The sequence below is a fragment of the Marinobacterium jannaschii DSM 6295 genome, from assembly GCF_000620085.1.
GTDB lineage: Bacteria > Pseudomonadota > Gammaproteobacteria > Pseudomonadales > Balneatricaceae > Pontibacterium > Pontibacterium jannaschii.
Map to the genome: position 1 here is coordinate 41,754 of NZ_JHVJ01000025.1, position 20,934 is coordinate 62,687.

The following is a 20,934-nucleotide window of genomic DNA, read 5'->3' on the forward strand; positions in this document are numbered from 1 at the left end:
GTAAGCATTTTGGAGTATTCGATGAGCCGCGCTTTCGTCAAAGAGGATTCGGGAGATCAACCGGAGCAGTTGCCGGAACGTCCTGTAAGCCCTCACCCCAACTACATGACCGCCACAGGCTACCGGACAATGGTGCAGCAGGTCGCTGCGCTGGATCATGAGTTGCACACACTTAAAGCCGATCTATCGCTGACATCCCTGACACGACAGGCAGTGATCCAGCGAGACCTGAACTACTACCGGTCCCGGGTTGCCAGCGCCATTCAGGTCGAACCGGCAACATCAGCACCGAGCCGGGTGATATTTGGCTGCGAGATCAGTTTTATCGATGAGCAGGATCAGCAGCACAGCTATCGCATCGTCGGCGAAGATGAAGCCGATATCGCAAACAAGCGGATAAGCTGGCGTTCACCGCTGGCGAATGCACTGCTGGGGAAGCAGGCCGGTGACCAGGTGCTATGGCAGAAGCCACACCACAGCGAAGAGATCGAGATCACGGAAATCCGGCCCTAGGAATGCCGGCAGCCACTGAGGTAGGCAATGCCCGCCATAAAATCCCCCGGATGCCAGATCATAGCAACGATTAGCAGGCAGACAGTTACCTTACGCAAAATATCTGCAGCCAGCCTAAACTGGGGGGATGGAAAACCGCTATCTCGAACAGCTCAGCTGGCCCGAAGCAGCCAATGCCCTGACTGAATCGGCCTGCGTGGTGATACCACTGGGCGCGCAACTGAAAGAGCACGGTCATCACCTGCCTCTCAATACCGACTGGCTACTGGCCGACTACCTCACAGGGCAGTTATCAGCGCTGCAAAACCTGTTGATCACCCCACCCATCGGCCTCAGCTTCTTCCCCGCCTTTACCGATTATCCCGGCACCGTCAGCCTGAGTAAGCATTGCGCCGGCCTGATGCTGGAAGAGTATCTGCAGGCACTGAGCACTCACGGCGCCCGGCGCTTCTATTTCCTGAACACCGGTATCAGCACCAACTGGGTATTAGAGCCACTGCGCCTGAAATTGCAGCAACAGCATATCGAGATACTTTACAGCGACCTGCTGGAGCTGCTGCCGGATATTGAGGCCCCGATTGCGGAACAACGTTGCGGCAGCCATGCCGATGAGATCGAAACCTCGATGATGCTCTATATAGCACCGGAACGGGTCAGGATGGAACTGGCCTGTTGTGAATATGGCCGGGACGGTAAACAGAGCGGTCCTTTCAGACGCCAGCCGGAGCAGAACGGCTTCTACTCGCCCAGCGGGATCTTCGGTGACGCCACGCTGGCAACGGCGGAAAAGGGCCGTGTGGTGTTGCTGCAGCTTGCCGAGCGAATCCGCCGCCAGCTCAGGGCGTTCAGCCAGCCCGGCTGGCATCCGGCACCACCGGCAGAGCGTTACCTCAGCTGACTTTCTTTGCGTAACTGGCCCGATCCATATCACTCACCTCAACCGAACAACTGGCAATCAGGTCACCGAGGAACGAAACCGCCGCACCGAGCACCCGTTGACTTAGCTGCTGCTTCTGCTCAGCACTGCGGCCACTGAGGATCTTCAGATTAATATGAACAAACTCAGCATGTCCGCTGCCGGTCAGATAGTGGTCCACTGCCAGGGCACGGGTTTTGATATCTTCCAGACCGAACAGACCACTATCGAAGGCAGCCTGATGCACGCGCCTCAGCAACTCACTCAGATCACACTTGTCAGCCAGCGAGCGGGCATATTCGATAACACAATGAGGCATGTTGCTAACTTCCTGTCTCTTTCCTAAAACATTCAGGCACAAAAAAACCCGGACAATGCCGGGTTTTTCTTAAGCCAGAACCAATTACTTGATTTTAGCTTCTTTGTACTCCACGTGCTTACGCACTACTGGGTCATACTTTTTGAAGACCAGTTTGTCTGGAGTGTTACGCTTGTTCTTGTCTGTGGTGTAGAAGTGACCAGTACCAGCAGAAGAAACCAGTTTGATTTTATCGCGTGCGCCTTTAGCCATGATCTAGCTCCTTATACCTTGATACCGTTGGCACGAACTTCAGTCAGAACTGAGTCGATACCTTTTTTGTCGATGATACGCATACCTTTAGAAGATACACGCAGACGAACGAACTTCTGCTCGCTCTCTACCCAGAAACGGTGCCAGTGCAGGTTAGGCAGGAAACGACGACGAGTCTTGCGGTTAGAGTGGGAAACGTTGTTCCCGGTTACCGGACGCTTGCCGGTTACCATGCAAACTTTAGACATAGTAAAAACCTTTTATGTAAGGGTTACGTTTACTTCTATCCATCGTATTTATAGATGCAGCCATTTGTCGCCCTGCACTCTCAGGCCGTTAGCTGCACGTCAGGCGGAGCGTCCCAAACAAATAATGGACAGGATACCATACCGGAGTGCGGATAGAAGGTGCGAGATCATACAGACTCAGGCCGGGAAACTCAAGTTTAAACCAGCCACAAAATGCTGTTTATGGTTCGCGCCTTGTCCGGTTCAGATCCATCCCCTTTCGGCAAACGAGATCACCTCGGCATCCCCTACCACCATATGGTCCAGCACCCTGATATCCACCGTCTGCAGGGCCTTCATCAGGCGATCGGTAATCTGCCGGTCTGCCCGGCTGGGTTCGGCCACCCCGGAGGGATGGTTATGGGCCAGGATCAGCGCGGCGGCATTCTGCTCCAGGGCTTTTTTCACCACTTCCCGGGGATAGACGCTGGCAGCGTCGATGGTGCCGAAAAACAGCTCTTCATAGCTGATCACACGATGGCGGTTATCCAGCAACAGGCAGGCAAACACCTCCCGCTGACGATGCCTGAGTCGGGTACTCAGGTACTGACGCACCGCATCGGGGCTCTCCAGCGCACCGCCCCGTTCCAGCGTGGCCTGCAGATGGCGCCGCCCCATCTCCAGCACGGCCTGTAGCTGAGTGAATTTGGCATCGCCCAGGCCATGCCCTGCACAAAATGTCTGGCGGTCACTCTCCAGCAACTCGCGCAGCCCTCCGAAACTCTGTAATAGCTCCCGGGCAAGATCCACCGCACTTTTGCCACTGACACCGGTGCGCAGGAAGATCGCCAACAGCTCGGCATCCGACAGGCTCTGAGGCCCCATCAGCAGCAGTTTCTCCCGGGGCCTCTCCCCCTCCGGCCAGTCTCGTATCGCCATATCACTCTCCCTGTTCCTATCCGTCCGGCTAATCCGTAGCCTTATTTAATGCTGTCACTAATCTACGACAAAAAAGCACTGAGATGGTATCTTATGCCACCCGGCAGGTGCTGTCCTGATACAGATCATTCTGTACTTCGGTGACCATAGCCCCGCCCTCTCAGATCAACAGCCATCGTGACTTTAGGGTATGCAGCGACTTACTAACCGTCAGATTATTCTCGGCATCACCGGCGGCATTGCCGCTTACAAATGTGCTGAGCTTACCCGCCTGCTAAAAGGCGCCGGCGCCGATGTACGGGTCGTGATGACCCCGGCCGCCACCGAATTCATTACCCCGCTGACCATGCAGGCACTGTCCGGCAACCCGGTACACCATCAGTTGCTGGACCCCGAGGCAGAAGCCGGCATGGGTCATATAGAACTGGCAAAATGGGCCGACCTGATCCTGATTGCCCCGGCCAGCGCCGACTTTATGGCGCGCCTGGAATCAGGACAGGGCAATGATCTGCTGACCACCCTCTGCCTGGCAACCGATGCACCGATCTGTCTGGCACCGGCAATGAACCAGGCGATGTGGCGCGACATCGCAACCCAGGCCAATGCTGACAAACTGCAGCAGCGCGGTATTAAACTGTTTGGCCCGGGTACTGGCGAACAGGCCTGCGGCGACACCGGTCCGGGGCGGATGCTGGAACCGGCAGAGCTGGCACAGCTGTGCGCCGAGCAGTTTTCCAGTGGCGCCCTGAGCGGCAAGACTGTCTTTATTACCGCTGGCCCCACCCGCGAGCCGCTTGACCCGGTGCGCTATATCTCCAACCACAGCTCCGGAAAGATGGGCTATTCACTGGCCCAGGCCGCCGTCGATGCCGGTGCCCGGGTGAAACTGATCAGCGGCCCGGTCAACCTTGCCGCTCCGGAGCGGTTGCAAAGGGTCATGGTACAAACCGCCCGGGATATGCTCGACGCCTCCCTGGACGGCATCGAACAGTGCGACATCTTTATCGCCTCCGCCGCGGTGGCCGACTACCGTCCTACTGCGGTAGCCGAACACAAGATGAAGAAGGGCAAAGAGGAGGTGATGGAGCTGCATCTGGTAAAAAATCCGGATATCGTCGCCACCGTTGCCGCCCGGCCCGATAAGCCCTTTACCGTTGGGTTTGCCGCAGAGACGCAGGACGTTCTGGCCTACGCCCGCGATAAACTGCAACGCAAAAACCTTAACCTGATCGTTGCCAATGATGTTTCGCGCAGTGACATTGGCTTTAACAGCGACGAAAACGCTGTGACCGTCATCAGTGCCGATCAGGACCAGCCCCTGCCTCAGACATCGAAACGCCAGCTGGCCAATCAGCTGATCGAACTGATCGCCAGTGAATACAACCGGAATAGCCAATGAAGAAATTACAGGTAAAACTGCTGGATTCACGCATCGGCCGTGAATTCCCGCTACCTGAATATGCTACAGCCGGCTCTGCCGGGCTGGACCTGCGCGCCTGCCTTGACCAGCCCCTGACACTGGAGCCGGGCCAGACCGAACTGATCCCGACCGGCATGGCAATCCATATTGAAGATCCAGCCCTGTGCGCCATGATCCTGCCCCGTTCCGGGCTCGGTCACAAGCATGGCATCGTACTGGGTAATCTGGTTGGCCTGATCGATTCCGATTACCAGGGACAGCTTTTTGTATCCTGCTGGAACCGCGGACAGAGCACATTTAGCGTAGAGCCGGGCGAACGGATTGCCCAGCTGGTGCTGGTGCCCGTGGTTCAGGCAGATTTTGAAGTCGTCAGCGAATTCAGCGACAGCGATCGCGGCGACGGCGGCTTTGGCTCCTCCGGACGTCATTAAACACGTTTTATATTTAAGGACATTGATTATGCGTTATCCACTGACAAATCTGGACCAGGCGATCTTCCGCGCCTATGACATCCGCGGCATTGTGGGCGAAGCCCTGACCGACGACACCGTATACCATCTGGGCCGTGCTTTTGCCGCCCAGGCTAAAAGCCAGGGCGTCAGCCGTGTCAATGTCGGTGCCGATGGCCGCCTGTCCAGCCCGCGCATGAAGCGCTTCCTCAGCGAAGGCCTGCAGGATGGCGGTTGCGATGTGAACGATATCGGCGCGGTATCCACCCCGATCCTCTATTTCGCCGCCAACCACGACCAGCAATGCACCGGCGTGATGATCACCGGCAGTCACAACCCCGCCAACTACAACGGCTTTAAGATGATGATCGCCGGCCACACCCTTTCGGGTGATGATATCCAGCAGCTGAAGCAACGCATCATTGATCAGGATTACACTGAAGGTAAAGGCAAGCGCAGCTCCGCCGATATCCGCGCCCAGTATGTCGAGCACATCAGTGGTGATATCCAGCTGGCACGTCCGCTGAAAGTAGTGGTGGACTGCGGTAATGGCATTCCGGGCGATGTAGCACCGGGCCTGCTTGAGAAACTGGGCTGCGAAGTGATTCCGCTGTATTGCGATGTGGATGGCACTTTCCCCAACCACCATCCTGATCCGGGTAAACCCAAAAACCTGGTCGATGCGATCGCCAAAGTTAAGGAAACCGGTGCGGATCTGGGCCTGGCCTTTGACGGCGATGGCGACCGCGTCGGCGTGATCACTCCTCAGGGCAAGATGATCTATCCGGACCGGGTCATGATGCTGTTTGCCGAAGATATCATTGAACGCAACCCGGGCGCCGAAATCATCTTCGACGTGAAATGTTCCCGCCTGCTGGCCCAGGTGATCCGCAATGCCGGTGGCACCGCCACCATGTGGAAAACCGGCCACTCCCTGATTAAACACAAGATGAAAGAGTGTGGTGCCCTGCTGGCAGGCGAGATGAGCGGCCATATCTTTTTCAAAGAGCGCTGGTTCGGCTTTGACGACGGCATGTACGCCGCAGCCCGGCTGCTGGAAATTCTGGCCAAGCGTGACGAAGACGCTGACGCCCTGTTCAGCAAGTATCCGGAAGATGTCAGCACGCCTGAACTGAATATCGAAGTTACCGAAGAGAACAAGTTCGGCATCATCGAAGCCCTGCAACAGCAGGAGTTCAGCGGCGGCGAAGTCAACCGAATCGACGGCGTGCGTGTCGACTACCCGGATGGCTGGGGACTGGTACGCGCCTCGAATACCACACCGGTACTGGTACTGCGCTTTGAAGCGGAATCGGCACCAGTACTGGAGCGTATCCGCAGTGACTTCCAGCAGAAGCTGCATGCCGTGGATGCCAACCTGAACATCCCGCACGAATAAATAACGACAGAAGGCAGGCCCTGTCACCACGGGGCCTGATATAAGAAAAAATAAGGATTAGAGATGCCTCTGACTCGCAAACAGGCGATGACTACCGCTGAAGTTCTCAGCGAAGCAATGCCCTATATCCAGCAGTTCCAGGATAAAACCATCGTCATCAAGTATGGCGGCAACGCCATGATCGACGAGAAGCTGAAAAACAGCTTTGCCCGTGACATCGTGATGATGAAGCTGATCGGCCTGAACCCCATCGTGGTACACGGTGGCGGCCCGCAGATCGGTGACCTGCTGGAAAAACTCAGCATCGAATCCCACTTTATCAATGGCATGCGCGTCACGGATGAGAAGACCATGGATGTGGTCGAGATGGTGCTGGGCGGCATGGTCAACAAGGATATCGTCGGCCTGATCAACCGCAACGGCGGTAATGCAATTGGCCTGACGGGTAAAGACGGTCCGCTGCTGCGAGCCAAAAAGCTCAAAGTCCGTCACAAAACCCCGGAAATGGAAGCGCCCGAGATCATCGATATCGGCCACGTGGGCGAAGTCGAGAGTGTCAACGTTTCAGTACTGAACATGCTGGAAAAATCTGACTTTATCCCGGTGATCGCGCCAATCGGGGTCGATAAGGAAGGCGTCTCCTACAACATCAATGCCGACCTGGTAGCCGGCAAGATCGCTGAAGTGATGCAGGCCGAAAAACTGATCCTGCTGACCAACATCACCGGCCTGATGGATAAGGATGGCAATGTCCTCACCGGCCTGTCCACCGAGCAGGTTGATGGCCTGATCGAAGACGGCACTATCTATGGCGGCATGCTGCCGAAGATCGGTTGCGCCCTGAGTGCGGTGAAATCCGGGGTCAACAGTGCCCATATCATCGACGGCCGGGTTGCCCACTCCTGCATGCTGGAGATCTTTACCGACGAAGGCGTCGGTACCCTGATCACCAATCGCGGTTAGCAGCAACAGTCGACGGGGCCAGGCCGGAGTCGCCAGGTCCCTCAAGAAAACCGCTGGCAAGCCGTTAGCCTGACCTTATTCAGTTAACGGCTTGCCGGAAAGCAACCGACTTTCCAACACAGCAGTAACATCGCCAGTCCACAAGGCGGTGTCGGCCAGCCTATGGCCTCGTAAATGGAGCACCAATGAGCGAACAGAAGATTTCCCGCCGCGATCAGATCCTGCAGTCGCTGGCAGCAATGCTGCAGAATAACCCGGGCCAGCGTATTACGACCGCGGCCCTGGCCAGGCAGGTCGGTGTATCAGAAGCTGCCCTTTACCGGCACTTCCCCAGTAAGGCCCGCATGTTTGAAGGCCTGATCAGCTTTATCGAAGAGACAATCTTCTCCCGGGTCAGCATTATCACCAAATCGGATGCCGATGCGGTGCGCCAGTGTGAACAGCTACTGACCCTGCTGCTGACCTTTGTGGAAAAGAACCCCGGTATGGCCCGCATACTGACCGGCGATGCTCTCTCCGGTGAAACGGAACGTCTGCGTATGCAGGTCAACCAGGTGTTTGAGCGACTGGAGACCCAGCTTAAGCAGATCCTGCGCGAAGCCGAGATCAAGTCCGGCCTTCGCACCCGCGCCAGCGCCGGTGTCACCGCCAACCTGATGCTTGCGTCCGCAGAGGGTCGTATCCGCCAGTTCGTTCGCAGCGAGTTCAAGCGCAAGCCAACTGCCAGCTGGGCCGACCAGTGGCAGGTACTGGCCGCGTCCTCTTTCCGCGAAGCTGCCGTTCCGGCCTGATCGATTCAGATCCTGCCGGTATCAATCAGGATACCGGCCTCCTCCTCCCGCAATACTGTCCGCTCTCCGGTTACCTTCAGTCGCGCATCAGATAGCCCCGCTCTGGCGGCCACGAATCAACGCAGAATACTCTATTGAATTCAGGCGCTGGCCTGCAGGCAAAAAAAAACCGCTGACACGAGGCCAGCGGCGGAGAGGTTTCAGGCGATAAGGGCACCTACGAATAAGCACCCCGGCCCGAGGGAAGTGTCCCGGGCATGAGCACCCGGCGACAGAAGGTTCAAAGAACAACCACCTCAAGAGCCGCAAGAGGTGGCCGCATCACAGCGATCAGGCGATCTTGACCGACTGCTGTGGATTAAGGCGTTTCTCGACAATGCGGAATACCCAGATGATCACCACGCTCAGCAGCAGGTAGATCACCCCCGCAGAGAGGAAGATCTCAATCGGAGTATAGGTACGGGCGATGATGGTGCGCGCCATACCGGTCAGATCCAGCAGGGTGATAGTGGAGGCCAGCGCACTGCCCTTCAGCATCAGGATAATCTCGTTACCATAGGCTGGCAGCATCACCGCGAAAGCCCTTGGCAGCTTAATGCGGCGGTAGATCAGCGGCTTACGCATCCCCAGCACCTGTGCAGCCTCCACCTCCCCTTTGGGGATCGAATCCAGCGCACCACGCAGGATCTCGGCGGAATAGGCCGCGGTATTCAGGGAGAACGCGATAATGGCACACCAGTAGGGTTCCCGCAGGTAAGGCCAGAGCGCACTCTCACGTACCGCCTCAAACTGCGCCATGCCGTAATAGACCAGAAAGATCTGCACCAGCAGCGGGGTACCGCGGAAAAAGAAGATATAGGCGTAAGGCAGTGCCCGAATCCAGATGTTTTTCTCGTGACGGGCAATCCCCAGCGGGATCGCCAGCAAGGTACCGATCAGGCCAGAGACCAGCACCAGTTCAACAGTCGTTCCCACGCCTTCCAGCAGTTTCGGGAAGTATTGCGCAATAACTGAATAATCCATCAGATTCCCCTCTCCAGACCACGGTTAGCGCGTTTTTCCAGATAGTGAACCAGCACCATAGTGACGATGGTCAGGCTCAGATAGATAAAGGCAGCCAGCAGATAGAACAGGAATGGCTCCTTGGTGAAGCCCACGGCAACATTGGCTTTGCGCATAATGTCTTCAAGGCCGATCACCGACACCAGCGCCGTATCTTTCAGCAGCACCAGAAACAGATTGCCCAGCCCCGGCAGGGCCAGACGCCACATCTGCGGCATAATCAGGCGCAAGAAGATTTGCATGCGGCCCATGCCCAGTGCCTGCCCGGCTTCCCGCTGTCCACCGGGAATCGCCTGAATAGCACCACGGAACACCTCAGTCGCATAAGCACCAAAGGTCAGGCCCAGGGCTGTGACGCCGGCTGCAAAGGGACTAATTTCAATGTACTCGTCATAACCGAACTGGCTGGCAACTGCCATCAGCACAGTAGTAGCACCGAAATAGATAATCAGCACCGTCAACAGTTCGGGGATACCACGAATACAGGTGGTATATGCATTGGCAATACTGCGGGCAATGCGGTTGTCAGAGAGCTTGGCCGATGCCCCGGCAATACCCAGAACCAGGCCCACCAGCAGGCTCGCCAGTGCCAGCTCGATTGTGACCAGAGTACCGGCCAGCAGCTGATCGCCAAAACCTTGGAGTTCAATCATGCGAATACCTCAGGAAGAACAACGAAGGGACCGGTGAGCACCGGCCCCGGGGGCATCAATAGATGGAGAACGGGAAGTACTGGGCGTTGATCACATCATAAGTGCCATCCGCCAGGATCTCCTGCAGCGCCTTGTTCATACGCTGGCGCAGCTCATCACCTTTACGCACAGCGATACCGATTTTGTCATCCTTAGCAAAGGCCGGGCCTTTGTATTCAAATCCCTTAGCCGTATCAGACTTCAGCCACTCGTAGGTTGGCAGCTCGTCAGACAGTGCACCGTCCAGACGGCCGGCTTTCAGGTCCAGGTAAACCGCATCGTTGTTATCGTAGAGCTTGATATCAACCACACCGTCCAGGTTATCTTCCAGATACTGACCGGCAACCGTGGCGCGCTGAGCACCGATCACCTTGCCTTTCAGTGCCGCCCGGGAGGTGTCAAACTTGCTGCCCTTAGCCGCGACGTAACGCAGTCCGCCGGTGTAGTAAGGATCGGTGAAGTCCACCTGTTTCAGGCGATCTTCGGTGATTGACATGGACGCGACGATGGCATCGAACTTTTTAACTTTCAGCCCCGGAATCAGGCCATCCCAGTCCTGAGTGACGATGGTGCACTCGGCCTGCATTTTTTCACACAGGGCATTCGCAATATCCACATCAAAGCCGCGGGGCTTGCCGCTGGCATCGATGAAGTTAAACGGAGCCCAGGCCCCCTCTGTGGCAATGCGCAGCTTATCGCCGGCCTGTGCAAAAGATGCACCTACAGAGGCCGTGGCCACTACCATTGCTGCCGCGAACGCTTTCTTAAAAGTCATTTGATCCACCTGTTTTTGTTATTGACTGGATTTTTTCGAGACGAGTGTGCTGAGGCTCAGAACACCGTGGAGATAAACTCTTTGCAACGCTCGGATGAAGGGTTGCCAAACACCTGGGCCGGCGGGCCATACTCTTCAACCTTGCCCTGATGCAGGAACATCACGTGACTGGATACATCACGTGCGAATGCCATTTCGTGGGTTACGATCAGCATGGTACGGCCTTCGCCGGCCAGATCACGCATAACGCCCAGTACTTCGCCAACCAGCTCCGGGTCCAGCGCGGACGTCGGCTCATCGAACAGCAGTACCTGCGGGTCCATCGCCAATGCCCGGGCGATGGCTACACGCTGCTGCTGACCACCGGAAAGCTGGGCCGGATAGAAATCCTTACGCTGATACAAACCAACCTTATTGAGCAGCTCATGGGCATACTCAGTGGCTTCAGCCTTGCTGCGCCCCAGGACTTTCACCGGTGCTTCAATCACGTTTTCGGTGATCGTCATATGCGGCCAGAGATTGAAGTTCTGGAATACGAACCCCACCTTGGAGCGCAACTGAGCCAGCTGTTTATGGGAAACCGCATCCAACTGACCATCTTTGGCGCGATCCAGATGCAGTTTTTCGCCGGTGATAAATATCTCGCCTTCGGTCGGCCGTTCCAGCAGGTTGATACAGCGCAGGAAGGTACTTTTACCGGAGCCACTGGAACCGATGATCGAGATCACATCATGTTCATGGGCCTGCAGATCGATTCCTTTAAGGACTTCCAGGTCGCCGAAAGACTTGTGGATATCTTTCAGATAGAGTGCGGAATTTTCTGGCATCTTATTATTCTCTCGCCGTTTTTACAGGGTAACCCGCCTGGCTATACAACAGTTTTCAGCCGGTCATCACCCATGGGGTCTGAAGTGATGACCACATTAACAAAATTGATCGAAACAAAATTTCAGTTATCAGACGCTAAGTTCAGCTGAGGCGACCTGCCTGTTTTTCACGCAGCCCCGAGCTCGTCCCCGGCCTTTTATCACCGGCATCCTGCTCAGGCAGCAGATAGATCGGGCATTGCCGAACCCCGCCCGGGGATTAACCGGCCGGTGACTGTTGCGGAAAATGTCAGCCTGTCGAAAAAGCAGGTCGCCTCAGCGATAGTTCCTGTCTGTGCCGACTAAGGGATTTCATCAATAATGAAGTGGTTATAAGTGGCTGGAATCCCGGCCGAATCGCTGAACCCGGCTAAGGAATCTCCATGCTGACAATTCGCCCTCTGGCATTCTCCGATCTGCAGGCGCTGGAACGCCTGGCAGTCATCGCGGGCGGCAATCTGACTACCCTGCCGGCTAACCGCGATCACCTGAGTGAACTGATTAACCGTACCCGCCAGTCGCTGCGACAGACCGTCAGCCGCCCCGGTGACCAGAGCTACCACTTTGTACTGGAAGACAGCGACGGTGAATTGCTGGGTATCGCCGGTATCGAAGCGGCGGTCGGCCTGAACTCTCCTTTCTACAGCTATCGTCTGGATGAAGTGGTTCATGCCTCCAGCGAGTTACGGGTGCATAACCGCATCCCTTCGATGCACCTGTGTCAGGATTTTGACGGTTACAGCCGGCTCTACACCTTTTACCTGATTCCCCAGCATCGCACGGCCAGAAACCTGCAGCTGCTGTCGCGGGCACGACTGCTGTTTATGGCGCAGCATCCGCAACGCTTCGCCCATAAAACCCTGGCGGAACTGCAGGGCCTGGTCGATGAGCAGGGCCAGTCGCCGTTATGGGAATGCCTGGGACGGCACTTTTTCAGCATGGAGCTGGAGCGCGCCAACTATCTGACCGGCATCGATGCCAAAGGCTTTATTGCCGATCTGATGCCGCATTACCCGGTCTACCTGCCGATGCTGCCCGAAGCGGTGCGCAATACACTCGGTCAGCCACGCCCGGACATTGCCGACACCATGCAGCTGCTGACTGACGAAGGCTTCAGGCACCAGGGCTATGTGGATATCTTCGATGCCGGCCCGACACTGGAAGCCCGCACCGGTGGGATTCACAGTATTCGCGACAGCATTTCCTGTCCGCTGCGGCTCTGTGACTCAGCGTCCGGTGTTGAAGTGCTGGTCAGCAATACACGGCTGGAAGCATTCCGCTGTGCGATTACCCGGCTCGATCCTTCCCGCCCGATGCTTAGCGCCGCCACGGCACAACAGCTGGGGCTGGAAGACGGCGACGACTTCCGCTTCATTCCGCTGTATCAGGCAGACTGAACGGGTACAAGAATAACCAAACGGAGCACCCCGGAGGTGCTCTCTTACAGGCATCGACACTCAATAACTATCAGATGCCGATCCGGCGCGTGCCGGTATCAGAGAGGAAAACGGAATTATGATGGTAGTAAGACCCCTGAAAAAAGACGACTGGCAGGCACTGAGGGAACTGGCCCGCCAGACCGGTACCGGTTTCACTTCACTGCAGGACGATGATGATCAGGTAACGGCCCGGTTTGAAGCCGCTATCGAGGCATTTGCCAAGAGCGTTGCCAAGGAGATGGCAAACTACCTGTTTGTAATGGAAGACACCGACAGCGGCGAAGTCGTGGGTATCTGTGGTATCGAAGCGGCCGTGGGCCTGAGCGAACCCTGGTACAACTTCCGTGTCGGCACCCTGGTACACGCGTCTCGCGACCTCAGCATCTACAACCAGATCAGCACCTTGACCAACAGTAATGACCATACCGGCCATTCAGAGGTCTGCACGCTGTTTTTGCGTCCGGACTACCGCCGTGACCGTAACGGTCACCTGTTGTCCAAATCACGCTTCCTGTTTATGGCTGAATTCCCGCACATGTTCCACGAGAACGTGATCGCAGAGATGCGCGGCTATTCGGATGAGAACGGGGTATCTCCATTCTGGGAAGGGCTGGGCCGTCACTTCTTCTCCATCGACTTCGCCGAAGCCGATATGCAGAGCGCCAAAAGCAAGAGCTTTATCGCCGAGCTGATGCCAAAACATACGATCTATGCCAACCTGCTGCCGCCGGCGGCACAGGATGCAATCAGCCAGACCCACAAGAATACCGTACCGGCCCGCAAGCTGCTGGAGGCCGAGGGATTCCGCTACACCGGCTACATCGATATTTTCGATGGAGGCCCGTTGCTGGAGTCACGGGTACAGGATATCCGTGCCGTGCGTGACAGCCGCTACGCCAAGGCGATCGTGGGCGAGCTGGAAAAGGAAGGTCCGATGTATCTGGTCGGCAGCACCTCTTTCGATAACTACCGCTGCTGTATGACACCGATTGAACTTGAAGGCGCAAATGTGGCCCGCATTCCGCCGGCCGTCGCCGATGCGCTGCAGGTCAGCGAGGGCGACACCCTGCGTATCGTGCCGCTGTTCCCGGTACCGCAGTACTAATCCGGCCTGACCGGAAAAATCCGCAGGCAGGCCTTCACGGCCTGCCTTCCAGCGCCAGCAGAGGCTGTAGCTGCTGACGTAATTCAACCAGCTCTATCCCCTGCGCCCTCAGCCTGGGCAACCTTTCCGCCAGATAGCTCAGCGTTTCCGGATAGGGATGGCCAATAACCACCACCACCGGCTGCTGTTCCGCCAACCTGACTGCACGCTGAAACTGATGGGCAATCGCCTGTCTGTCCCGCCGATGATCAAGGAATACATGCCGCCGAAGCGAGGGGATCTGATTCTCCCGGGCTTTCTGCCATGCCACCGATCCGACCGTGGTATAGCTGTCGACAAAGAAAAGCTGTAATCGCCGGGCCTCTTCCATTACCCACTGCATCGCCTGCGGCTGGCGTGTCAGCAATGATCCCATATGATTATTGAAGCCTTCGACATAAGGTACGGCAGCCACCGCCTCACGCATCACTGACTGCAGCTTTTGACGAGGCTGATCGGGTAGCAGTGCTCCCGGCCCCAGCGCAAGCCCGGCGTTATTTGCCATCGGCAGGTGCAGCATAACGGTGCGCCCCGACTGATGCACGGCTTTCGCCAGGGAACGGGCATGGGGGGTGTGGGGCAGGATTGCATAGCTGATCGGCCCGGGTAACGCCACCGCCTCCCGGCCGCGACGCAGGTTATTCCCCAGGTCATCAAGAATCAGTACCAGGCGCTTGGTCACCGGCGGGTACGGAGCCGCTTCAGCCTGCGGCATGTCAGCAGGCTGTGTTTCAGCGGATGCGCAGAGAGAGAGGCTGCCGGTACCGATATACAGCAGTACCAGCAGGCAACGCCACAGCATCAGTTACTACGAACGATACGCAGGGCTTTCAGCAGATTAAGCGCTTCATAGAGCTGGTAGTCGGAGCGCGCCAGATTGACCTCTGCCGGTTCGGCTGCCGCATCCGCCTCAGCGACTCCGTTGCCGTTCTCCAGATGGCCGCTCAGATCAGCTTCCTTCACCAGATGATTCTGCTCATCCGCCAGCTGCAACTCAGCTTCTTCAACCCGGATATCCGGCACGATTCCCTGGGCCTGGATCGAGCGGCCGTTCGGGGTGTAGTAGCGCGCTGTAGTCAGCTTCACCGCTCGCTTATCGGCCAGCGGCAATACCGTCTGAACGGAACCCTTACCGAAGCTGTCGGTCCCCATCACTACCGCACGCTTATGATCCTGCAGCGCACCGGCGACAATCTCCGATGCCGAAGCAGAACCGCCATTGATCAGTACCACCAGCGGCAGATCACCGGCTTCGGTTTCACTGGTCGCACTGAAGCGGGAATCGGTATTCGGAATGCGGCCTTCGGTATAGACGATCAGGCCGCTGTCGATGAACACATCGGAGACATCCACCGCCGCCTGCAATACACCGCCCGGGTTGTTTCGCAGATCCAGCACCAGGCCATTCAGCTCACCCTTCTCGCGCAGCTTGTTCAGCTGCTTGATCATTTCGTTGCCGGATGCCACCTGGAACTGGGTAATACGCAGGTAACCGTAGCCCTCTTCCAGCATACGGCTCTTCACACTGGAAACATGGATGATGTCGCGCACCACTTTGATCTTCAACGGCTTATCTTCGCCGTCACGGATAATGGTGAGGACAATCGGCTCGCCGGGCTTGCCGCGCATGATATTCACAGCCTCATCCAGCGACAGGCCGCTGACCGGCGTATCGCCAAGGCGGGTAATCAGGTCACCCGCTTTAACACCGGCCTTCTGGGCCGGAGTGTCATCGATGGGGGTAACCACACGGATATAGGGTTCCTGCAGGCTGACTTCGATACCCAGGCCGCCAAACTCGCCACTGGTATGCACCTGCAGTGATTCGAAATCATCGGCATCGAGGTAGGAGGAATGGGGGTCCAGGCCTGCCAGCATTCCACGTACGGCATCTTCCAGCAGTTTGGCATCATCGACCGGTTCGACATAAGCCTTCTTAATGCGCTCAAACACCTCACTGAACAGGCGTAATTCCGTCAACGGCAGCGTATCAGCCGATTCCTTAGGCTCTTCAGCGGCCTGCAACGGGGCGCTGCACAAGGCAGTCACGGTGGCTGCCAGCAGAGATTTTTTCAGCACTTCAATTACTGCCGTTTTCATAGATCTGTTCCTTTCCCGGTTGCCCGGTTAAATCAAAAAAATCATCCTGCCGCCCTGATAGCCTGAGGCGACGGCTCTGCAACTACGGCTCTGCGGCCCTTGCGGCCGGCTGATAGCAGCCCTTTGCAGCTTTGCGCCTGACCTTGGTCTGCCGCTGCTGTAAGACAACGAAGGGCCGCCGCAGGTTCAGCTAAAAGCCACATCGGGGCATTAACCCCTGCGTCCCAGCCAGCGCTGCGGGTTATCCGCTTTACCGTTGCGTCGTATAGCAAAGTAAAGGCCAGATTCGCTCTGTCCTCCACTGCGACCGACGGCCGCCACCACATCCCCGGCCGAAACCCAGTCGCCAACATCACGGTTAATACTCTGATTATGGCCATAAAGCGACAGATAGTTATCGCCATGATCAATAATAATCACCAGGCCGTAGCCGCGCAGGAAGTCTGCAAACACGACCCGGCCATGGTGAATCGCCTTAACCGCATGACCGTCACGGCCGGAGATAAAGATACCATCGTAACGGATATTGTCCCGGTTACTGCCAAAGGTACGCCGCACGCTGCCCTTCAAAGGCCAGGGCAGCTTCCCTTTAAGCGTCCTGAAGGCTTTGTCATTATGCACCAGCTGGGCAGCATCCAGAGAGCGCTTAATCTCCTTCAGTACCTTGCCGAGGCGCTGCTGATCGGCACGATAGCGCGCCAGCTGACGTTTATCAGTTTTGATCTCGGCCTGAACCTTGGCCAGCAGATTCCTGCGCTTGCCCTGTTCAGCCTCAAGACGAACGGCCTCAGCTTTCTGCCGTTTCAGCTTAGCGGCAATATCCAGCTCTACGCTGTTCAGGTCTGTTTCGGTACTGCCAAGATCAGCCAGGGTGTTGCGGAACTGCTCGATCCGGGTCAGCAGTGAGCGGCTGATCTTGTCGTGATAGCGCAGCATCCGGGAGACCTCCTCCGGATCTTTCTGGCTGAGGATCAGCTGCAGGCGTGGCAGATTGCCCTGACGGTACTGGTCGCGGATCTGTAGCCGGATCACCTGGCGTAACCGGACCAGATCACGACGCAGGCTGTCACGCTTTTTCTCCAACCCGCCGGCGTTGCTGCGCAACTTTTTAAGTTTACGCTCAAGGCTGCGGATCGAACGGCTCAGGGTCGCAATCTCCCGCTCACTGGATTGCAGTGCACGGCTCAGCTCAGAGGCTTTGCTCTGCTGCTTTTTCAGGTCCCGTTGCAGTGCGCTGATATTCTGGCGCAGCTTTTTAAGCTGGCTTTCGGTGGCATCTTTGGCGGCGACCGCCGGCAGTGCCAGCAATAACGCCAGAAGCAGGACCAGGGGGGTAAAAAGCTTGCGCATATTGAGAGTACGGGAGTGCAGCCGGGCTGCACGCCCTCATTCCGGCTTAGTGAATTTCAGCCAGAATCTGACCGGTCATCTCTGCCGGCGCTTCGATATCCATCAGGTACAGCAGGGTCGGAGCCAGGTCGCAGAGGGCACCATTTTTCAGCGTCAGGCGATCCTTACGCGGACCGTCATAGACCACGGCAACCGGCCAGTTAGTGTGGGATGTGTGGGGCTGGCCGGTGTTCGGATTCACCATCAGCTCGACATTGCCGTGATCCGCAGTGATCAGGGTTTCACCATCCACTTCGGCCATTGCTTCCAGCACCTGACGGACACTGTTATCGATCACCTCACAGGCCTGTACGGCGGCATCAAACTTACCGGTATGGCCAACCATATCGCCATTGGCAAAGTTACAGACGATCAGGTCGTGCTTACGGCTACGGATCGCTGCCACCAGCTTTTCTGTGACTTCCGGCGCACTCATCTCCGGCTGCAGGTCATAGGTCGCGACGTCCGGAGACGGCACCAGAATCCGCTCTTCGCCCTCATATACCGCTTCCTGACCGCCGTTAAAGAAGAAGGTCACATGGGCATACTTCTCGGTCTCGGCAATGCGCAGCTGGGTTTTACCCAGGCCGGACAGGTATTCACCCAGGTCGTTGCTGATGGTTGCCGGAGGATAGGCACATTCGGCCTGAATATCGGCCGCATATTCGGTCATCATCACATAAGCCGACAGATTCAGCGGCTGACGCTCAAAACCATCAAAGGCGCTATCGACGAAGGCACGGGTGATTTCGCGGGCACGGTCCGGCCGGAAATTGGCGCAGATCACGGTATCGCCATCCTCAACCCGGGCAACCGCAGTACCCTGCTGATCGACAATCACAGTCGCCGGTACAAACTCATCGTTTTCATCACGCTCGTAAGCAGCATTCAGTGCATCAACGGCAGAAGTTGCCTGATATTCGGACTGACCCAGCACCATCGCTTCATAGGCAGGCTGGACGCGGTTCCAGCGATTATCCCGGTCCATGGCATAGTAGCGTCCGGTCACCGAGGCAATCTTGCCCTTACCAATCTGTGCCAGCTTAGCTTCGGCCGCGGCCAGTGATGGCTCTGCGGAACGCGGCGGCATATCACGGCCATCAAGAATTGCGTGCAGGTAGATCTGTTCTGCGCCTCGCTTTACGGCCAGCTCCATCAGCGCGAAGATATGCTCCTCATGGGAATGCACCCCGCCTGGCGAAAGCAGGCCCAGCAGATGCACCGCCTTGCCAGCGGCAACGGCTTTATCAATTGCACCGACCAGCACATCGTTGTCAAAGAAATCACCGTCTTCAATCGCCTTGGAGATGCGGGTGAAGTTCTGATAGACGATGCGGCCCGCACCGATATTCATATGTCCGACCTCAGAATTACCCATCTGCCCGTCAGGCAGGCCGACCGCCATACCGGAAGTTTCGATGCGTGCATTCGGATTATTTGCCAGCAGAGCATCCCATACCGGGGTATTGGCAACGTCAATTGCGGAGGATTCGGAGGACTCGACGCCGAAGCCGTCGAGAATGATCAGTGCTTTTGGAGAGCGCGTGTCAGTCATATTGTGGTGTTCGGCTACTTTCAGTTAGTGAAATGAGGGCAAATATTACACCGATTCAGGTGACAAGACTAACGATGGCCCGGAATAAGGCGCGCTTCAGTACTATGTTTTTAGCTCAGCGCCTTATCCCTGCCGAATCTGCATTGTATACTTAGCGCCTCCTGAGGAACCGCTTATGGCAGCAGAGCTTTTCAGTCACACTCCGGCACTGAAAAACACGCCTGCTCCGATAACTGCCGGCTCCCTAATTTCGCCCTGGCCAGGGACGGCAGTAAGCCCGCCCCGGCGCCTGACTAGTTGGAAAGAGAGATGGAACAACTGCTAGAGTTTGTCACCAATCATATTATGCTGGTTGCGGCCTGGGGCCTCACCCTGGCGCTGTTTCTGTGGAACGAAAACCGAAAAGGCGGCAAGTCGGTCACTCCGGCAGAGGCTACTCAGCTGATCAACAAAGAAGATGCCCTGGTGCTCGACATCCGTAACAAGAAAGAGTGGGAAACCGGCCATATCACCAGCGCCCGTCACATTCCGGTGACTGAGCTGGACCGCCGTATCGATGAGCTGCAGAAATTCAGCAGTAAACCGGTTATCGTTGTCTGCAACCTGGGACAAACAGCGGGCAGCGCCGTGAAAAAGCTGAAAGCGGCCGGGTTTGAAAACAGCCTGCGCCTGTCCGGTGGCATGACTGAATGGAAGGCCCAGAACCTTCCGATTGTGAAGTAAGATGAAACCGATACTGATCTACTCAAATGACTGGTGCCCCTTCTGCCGTCGGGCAAAGATGCTGCTGGATAGCAAAGGTGCGCAATACCAGGAGATCAACGTTGAAGAGCAGCCGCAGAAACGTCTGGAGATGATGGAGCGCAGCGGACGCCGCACCGTGCCTCAGATCTTCATTGGTGAAACCCATGTGGGTGGCTGTGATGAACTTTTCGCCATGGAGCGCCAGGGAACACTGGACCCGCTTCTGGCTAACTGAAACTTTTGTAAGGCTAAGGATTGATCATGTCCGAGAACGAACAGAACCAGGCAGCAGAACAACAGGAACCACAGTTCGCGGTTCAGCGTATCTACGTAAAAGATGCATCACTGGAGTCTCCTAATGCTCCTGAGATCTTCACTAAGCAGTGGCAGCCAGAGATCAACCTGGACCTGAACAGCCGTACCCAGCAGTTGGGCGAGAACGCCTTCGAAGTGGTACTGACTGTTACCGTAACGGTTAAGAACGAAGACGAAACTGCGTTCCTGGTGGAAGTACAGCAGGCGGGCATCTTCACCATCGCGGGCCTGGAAGAGATGGAACTGCGCCACACCCTGGGTGCGTTCTGCCCGAACATTCTGTTCCCTTATGCGCGTGAAACCATCGATACTATGGTTACCAAAGCGAGCTTCCCTCCACTGATGCTGGCACCGGTTAACTTCGATGCCCTGTTTGCACAGCAGATGGCTCAGCAGGAAGCTGAAGCGGCAGAAGCACAGCACTAAGCTGTTCAGGCAGAGGCTTTCCCGGCCTCTGCCTGTTTCCCCCTCCCCCACCGCAACATCTGACTTCATCCCCCTTTTCCCTCTGCCCCTGAAAATCAACGATTAAGCTTGCTGAGCGCGGCCTTCGCCTCACAGCAACTTCCCTGTATCCGCCACTGCCCGGCGTAAAAACGACTATTGTTATCAGGTACGGTTGCGCTGAAGGGGAGCCACGTCACCAGATGACCCCGTCCTCCTGC

The 20,934-nt window shown here is 56.7% G+C and carries 24 protein-coding genes; 12 read left to right on the plus strand and 12 right to left on the minus strand.

Features of this window, described 5'->3' with window-relative positions; genetic code table 11:
• Positions 1-21: 21 nt before the first annotated feature.
• Positions 22-513 (plus strand): GreA/GreB family elongation factor, encoded by a 492-nt coding sequence (locus Q354_RS0112700; protein WP_027857935.1) that lies wholly within the window; start codon positions 22-24, stop codon positions 511-513.
• A 127-nt stretch (positions 514-640) separates the two neighbouring features.
• Positions 641-1,411 (plus strand): creatininase family protein, encoded by a 771-nt coding sequence (locus Q354_RS0112705; protein WP_027857936.1) that lies wholly within the window; start codon positions 641-643, stop codon positions 1,409-1,411.
• On the opposite strand, the gene Q354_RS0112710 is transcribed toward Q354_RS0112705, so the two are convergent.
• The 4 genes from Q354_RS0112710 to radC all read right to left on the minus strand — a co-directional run bounded on the left by Q354_RS0112710 (position 1,404) and on the right by radC (position 3,166).
• On the minus strand, positions 1,404-1,748 hold the full coding sequence (locus Q354_RS0112710) for a 5-carboxymethyl-2-hydroxymuconate Delta-isomerase (RefSeq protein ID WP_027857937.1): 345 nt from the start codon (positions 1,746-1,748) through the stop codon (positions 1,404-1,406). The genes Q354_RS0112705 and Q354_RS0112710 overlap by 8 nt on opposite strands.
• An 84-nt stretch (positions 1,749-1,832) precedes the next feature.
• Positions 1,833-2,000, minus strand: a complete 168-nt coding sequence (gene rpmG, locus Q354_RS0112715; protein ID WP_027857938.1) for a 50S ribosomal protein L33 — start codon at positions 1,998-2,000, stop codon at positions 1,833-1,835.
• A gap of 11 nt (positions 2,001-2,011) precedes the next feature.
• Positions 2,012-2,248, minus strand: coding sequence for a 50S ribosomal protein L28 (gene rpmB, locus Q354_RS0112720; protein ID WP_027857939.1), 237 nt, complete (start codon positions 2,246-2,248; stop codon positions 2,012-2,014).
• A gap of 243 nt (positions 2,249-2,491) precedes the next feature.
• Complete coding sequence (gene radC / locus Q354_RS0112725) at positions 2,492-3,166, minus strand: RadC family protein (RefSeq protein WP_027857940.1); 675 nt, start codon at positions 3,164-3,166, stop codon at positions 2,492-2,494.
• 190 nt (positions 3,167-3,356) lie between these two features.
• Here radC and coaBC point away from each other — a divergent pair, with 190 nt between their 5' ends.
• The 5 genes from coaBC (at position 3,357) to slmA (ending at position 8,188) form a co-directional block, all read left to right on the plus strand.
• Positions 3,357-4,565 carry a bifunctional phosphopantothenoylcysteine decarboxylase/phosphopantothenate--cysteine ligase CoaBC gene (coaBC, locus tag Q354_RS0112730; protein WP_027857941.1) on the plus strand — a complete coding sequence of 403 codons (1,209 nt, stop codon included), beginning with the start codon at positions 3,357-3,359 and terminating at the stop codon, positions 4,563-4,565.
• The gene (dut, locus tag Q354_RS0112735; protein ID WP_027857942.1) at positions 4,562-5,017 is read left to right on the plus strand and encodes a dUTP diphosphatase; all 456 of its coding nucleotides are present in this window, start codon (positions 4,562-4,564) and stop codon (positions 5,015-5,017) included. The genes coaBC and dut overlap by 4 nt, the downstream gene beginning before the upstream one ends.
• Before the next feature lie 28 nt (positions 5,018-5,045).
• Positions 5,046-6,434, plus strand: a complete 1,389-nt coding sequence (locus Q354_RS0112740) for a phosphomannomutase/phosphoglucomutase (RefSeq protein ID WP_027857943.1) — start codon at positions 5,046-5,048, stop codon at positions 6,432-6,434.
• A gap of 63 nt (positions 6,435-6,497) precedes the next feature.
• The gene (argB, locus tag Q354_RS0112745; protein WP_027857944.1) at positions 6,498-7,397 is read left to right on the plus strand and encodes an acetylglutamate kinase; all 900 of its coding nucleotides are present in this window, start codon (positions 6,498-6,500) and stop codon (positions 7,395-7,397) included.
• A gap of 185 nt (positions 7,398-7,582) precedes the next feature.
• On the plus strand, positions 7,583-8,188 hold the full coding sequence (gene slmA / locus Q354_RS0112750) for a nucleoid occlusion factor SlmA (RefSeq protein WP_027857945.1): 606 nt from the start codon (positions 7,583-7,585) through the stop codon (positions 8,186-8,188).
• Positions 8,189-8,518: 330 nt separating this feature from the next.
• Here slmA and Q354_RS0112755 read toward each other — a convergent pair whose 3' ends face one another.
• From Q354_RS0112755 to Q354_RS0112770, 4 genes are read right to left on the minus strand one after another with little or no spacing between them, the layout of a single operon-like run.
• Positions 8,519-9,211, minus strand: coding sequence for an ABC transporter permease (locus Q354_RS0112755; protein WP_027857946.1), 693 nt, complete (start codon positions 9,209-9,211; stop codon positions 8,519-8,521).
• The gene (locus tag Q354_RS0112760; RefSeq protein ID WP_027857947.1) at positions 9,211-9,903 is read right to left on the minus strand and encodes an ABC transporter permease; all 693 of its coding nucleotides are present in this window, start codon (positions 9,901-9,903) and stop codon (positions 9,211-9,213) included. Before Q354_RS0112760 ends, Q354_RS0112755 begins: the two co-directional genes overlap by 1 nt.
• A 55-nt stretch (positions 9,904-9,958) precedes the next feature.
• Positions 9,959-10,717 carry a transporter substrate-binding domain-containing protein gene (locus Q354_RS0112765; RefSeq protein ID WP_051560102.1) on the minus strand — a complete coding sequence of 253 codons (759 nt, stop codon included), beginning with the start codon at positions 10,715-10,717 and terminating at the stop codon, positions 9,959-9,961.
• A 56-nt stretch (positions 10,718-10,773) separates the two neighbouring features.
• The gene (locus tag Q354_RS0112770) at positions 10,774-11,544 is read right to left on the minus strand and encodes an ABC transporter ATP-binding protein (protein WP_027857949.1); all 771 of its coding nucleotides are present in this window, start codon (positions 11,542-11,544) and stop codon (positions 10,774-10,776) included.
• Positions 11,545-11,966: 422 nt separating this feature from the next.
• Between Q354_RS0112770 and Q354_RS0112775 the strand changes: the two genes are divergently transcribed.
• Together Q354_RS0112775 and astA are read left to right on the plus strand one after the other, a co-directional pair.
• The gene (locus Q354_RS0112775) at positions 11,967-12,980 is read left to right on the plus strand and encodes an arginine N-succinyltransferase (RefSeq protein ID WP_027857950.1); all 1,014 of its coding nucleotides are present in this window, start codon (positions 11,967-11,969) and stop codon (positions 12,978-12,980) included.
• Positions 12,981-13,098: 118 nt separating this feature from the next.
• Positions 13,099-14,127 (plus strand): arginine N-succinyltransferase, encoded by a 1,029-nt coding sequence (gene astA, locus Q354_RS0112780; RefSeq protein WP_027857951.1) that lies wholly within the window; start codon positions 13,099-13,101, stop codon positions 14,125-14,127.
• A 34-nt stretch (positions 14,128-14,161) separates the two neighbouring features.
• Here the strand turns inward: astA and Q354_RS0112785 are convergent, their stop codons facing one another.
• The 4 genes from Q354_RS0112785 to gpmI all read right to left on the minus strand — a co-directional run bounded on the left by Q354_RS0112785 (position 14,162) and on the right by gpmI (position 19,210).
• Positions 14,162-14,968, minus strand: coding sequence for a divergent polysaccharide deacetylase family protein (locus Q354_RS0112785; RefSeq protein WP_027857952.1), 807 nt, complete (start codon positions 14,966-14,968; stop codon positions 14,162-14,164).
• Positions 14,968-16,266: a S41 family peptidase gene (locus Q354_RS0112790; RefSeq protein ID WP_027857953.1), complete on the minus strand. Its 1,299-nt coding sequence runs from the start codon at positions 16,264-16,266 to the stop codon at positions 14,968-14,970. The genes Q354_RS0112785 and Q354_RS0112790 overlap by 1 nt, the downstream gene beginning before the upstream one ends.
• 210 nt (positions 16,267-16,476) lie before the next feature.
• On the minus strand, positions 16,477-17,616 hold the full coding sequence (locus tag Q354_RS0112795) for a murein hydrolase activator EnvC family protein (RefSeq protein WP_027857954.1): 1,140 nt from the start codon (positions 17,614-17,616) through the stop codon (positions 16,477-16,479).
• 46 nt (positions 17,617-17,662) lie between these two features.
• Entirely contained in the window at positions 17,663-19,210 is a 1,548-nt protein-coding gene (gpmI, locus tag Q354_RS0112800; RefSeq protein ID WP_027857955.1) for a 2,3-bisphosphoglycerate-independent phosphoglycerate mutase, read from the minus strand.
• Positions 19,211-19,519: 309 nt separating this feature from the next.
• Between gpmI and Q354_RS0112805 the strand changes: the two genes are divergently transcribed.
• From Q354_RS0112805 to secB, 3 genes are read left to right on the plus strand one after another with little or no spacing between them, the layout of a single operon-like run.
• On the plus strand, positions 19,520-19,933 hold the full coding sequence (locus tag Q354_RS0112805) for a rhodanese-like domain-containing protein (RefSeq protein WP_027857956.1): 414 nt from the start codon (positions 19,520-19,522) through the stop codon (positions 19,931-19,933).
• Between the two features lies 1 nt (position 19,934).
• The gene (gene grxC / locus Q354_RS0112810) at positions 19,935-20,189 is read left to right on the plus strand and encodes a glutaredoxin 3 (RefSeq protein ID WP_027857957.1); all 255 of its coding nucleotides are present in this window, start codon (positions 19,935-19,937) and stop codon (positions 20,187-20,189) included.
• Positions 20,190-20,215: 26 nt separating this feature from the next.
• Positions 20,216-20,695 carry a protein-export chaperone SecB gene (gene secB, locus Q354_RS0112815; protein ID WP_027857958.1) on the plus strand — a complete coding sequence of 160 codons (480 nt, stop codon included), beginning with the start codon at positions 20,216-20,218 and terminating at the stop codon, positions 20,693-20,695.
• Positions 20,696-20,934: the final 239 nt, after the last annotated feature.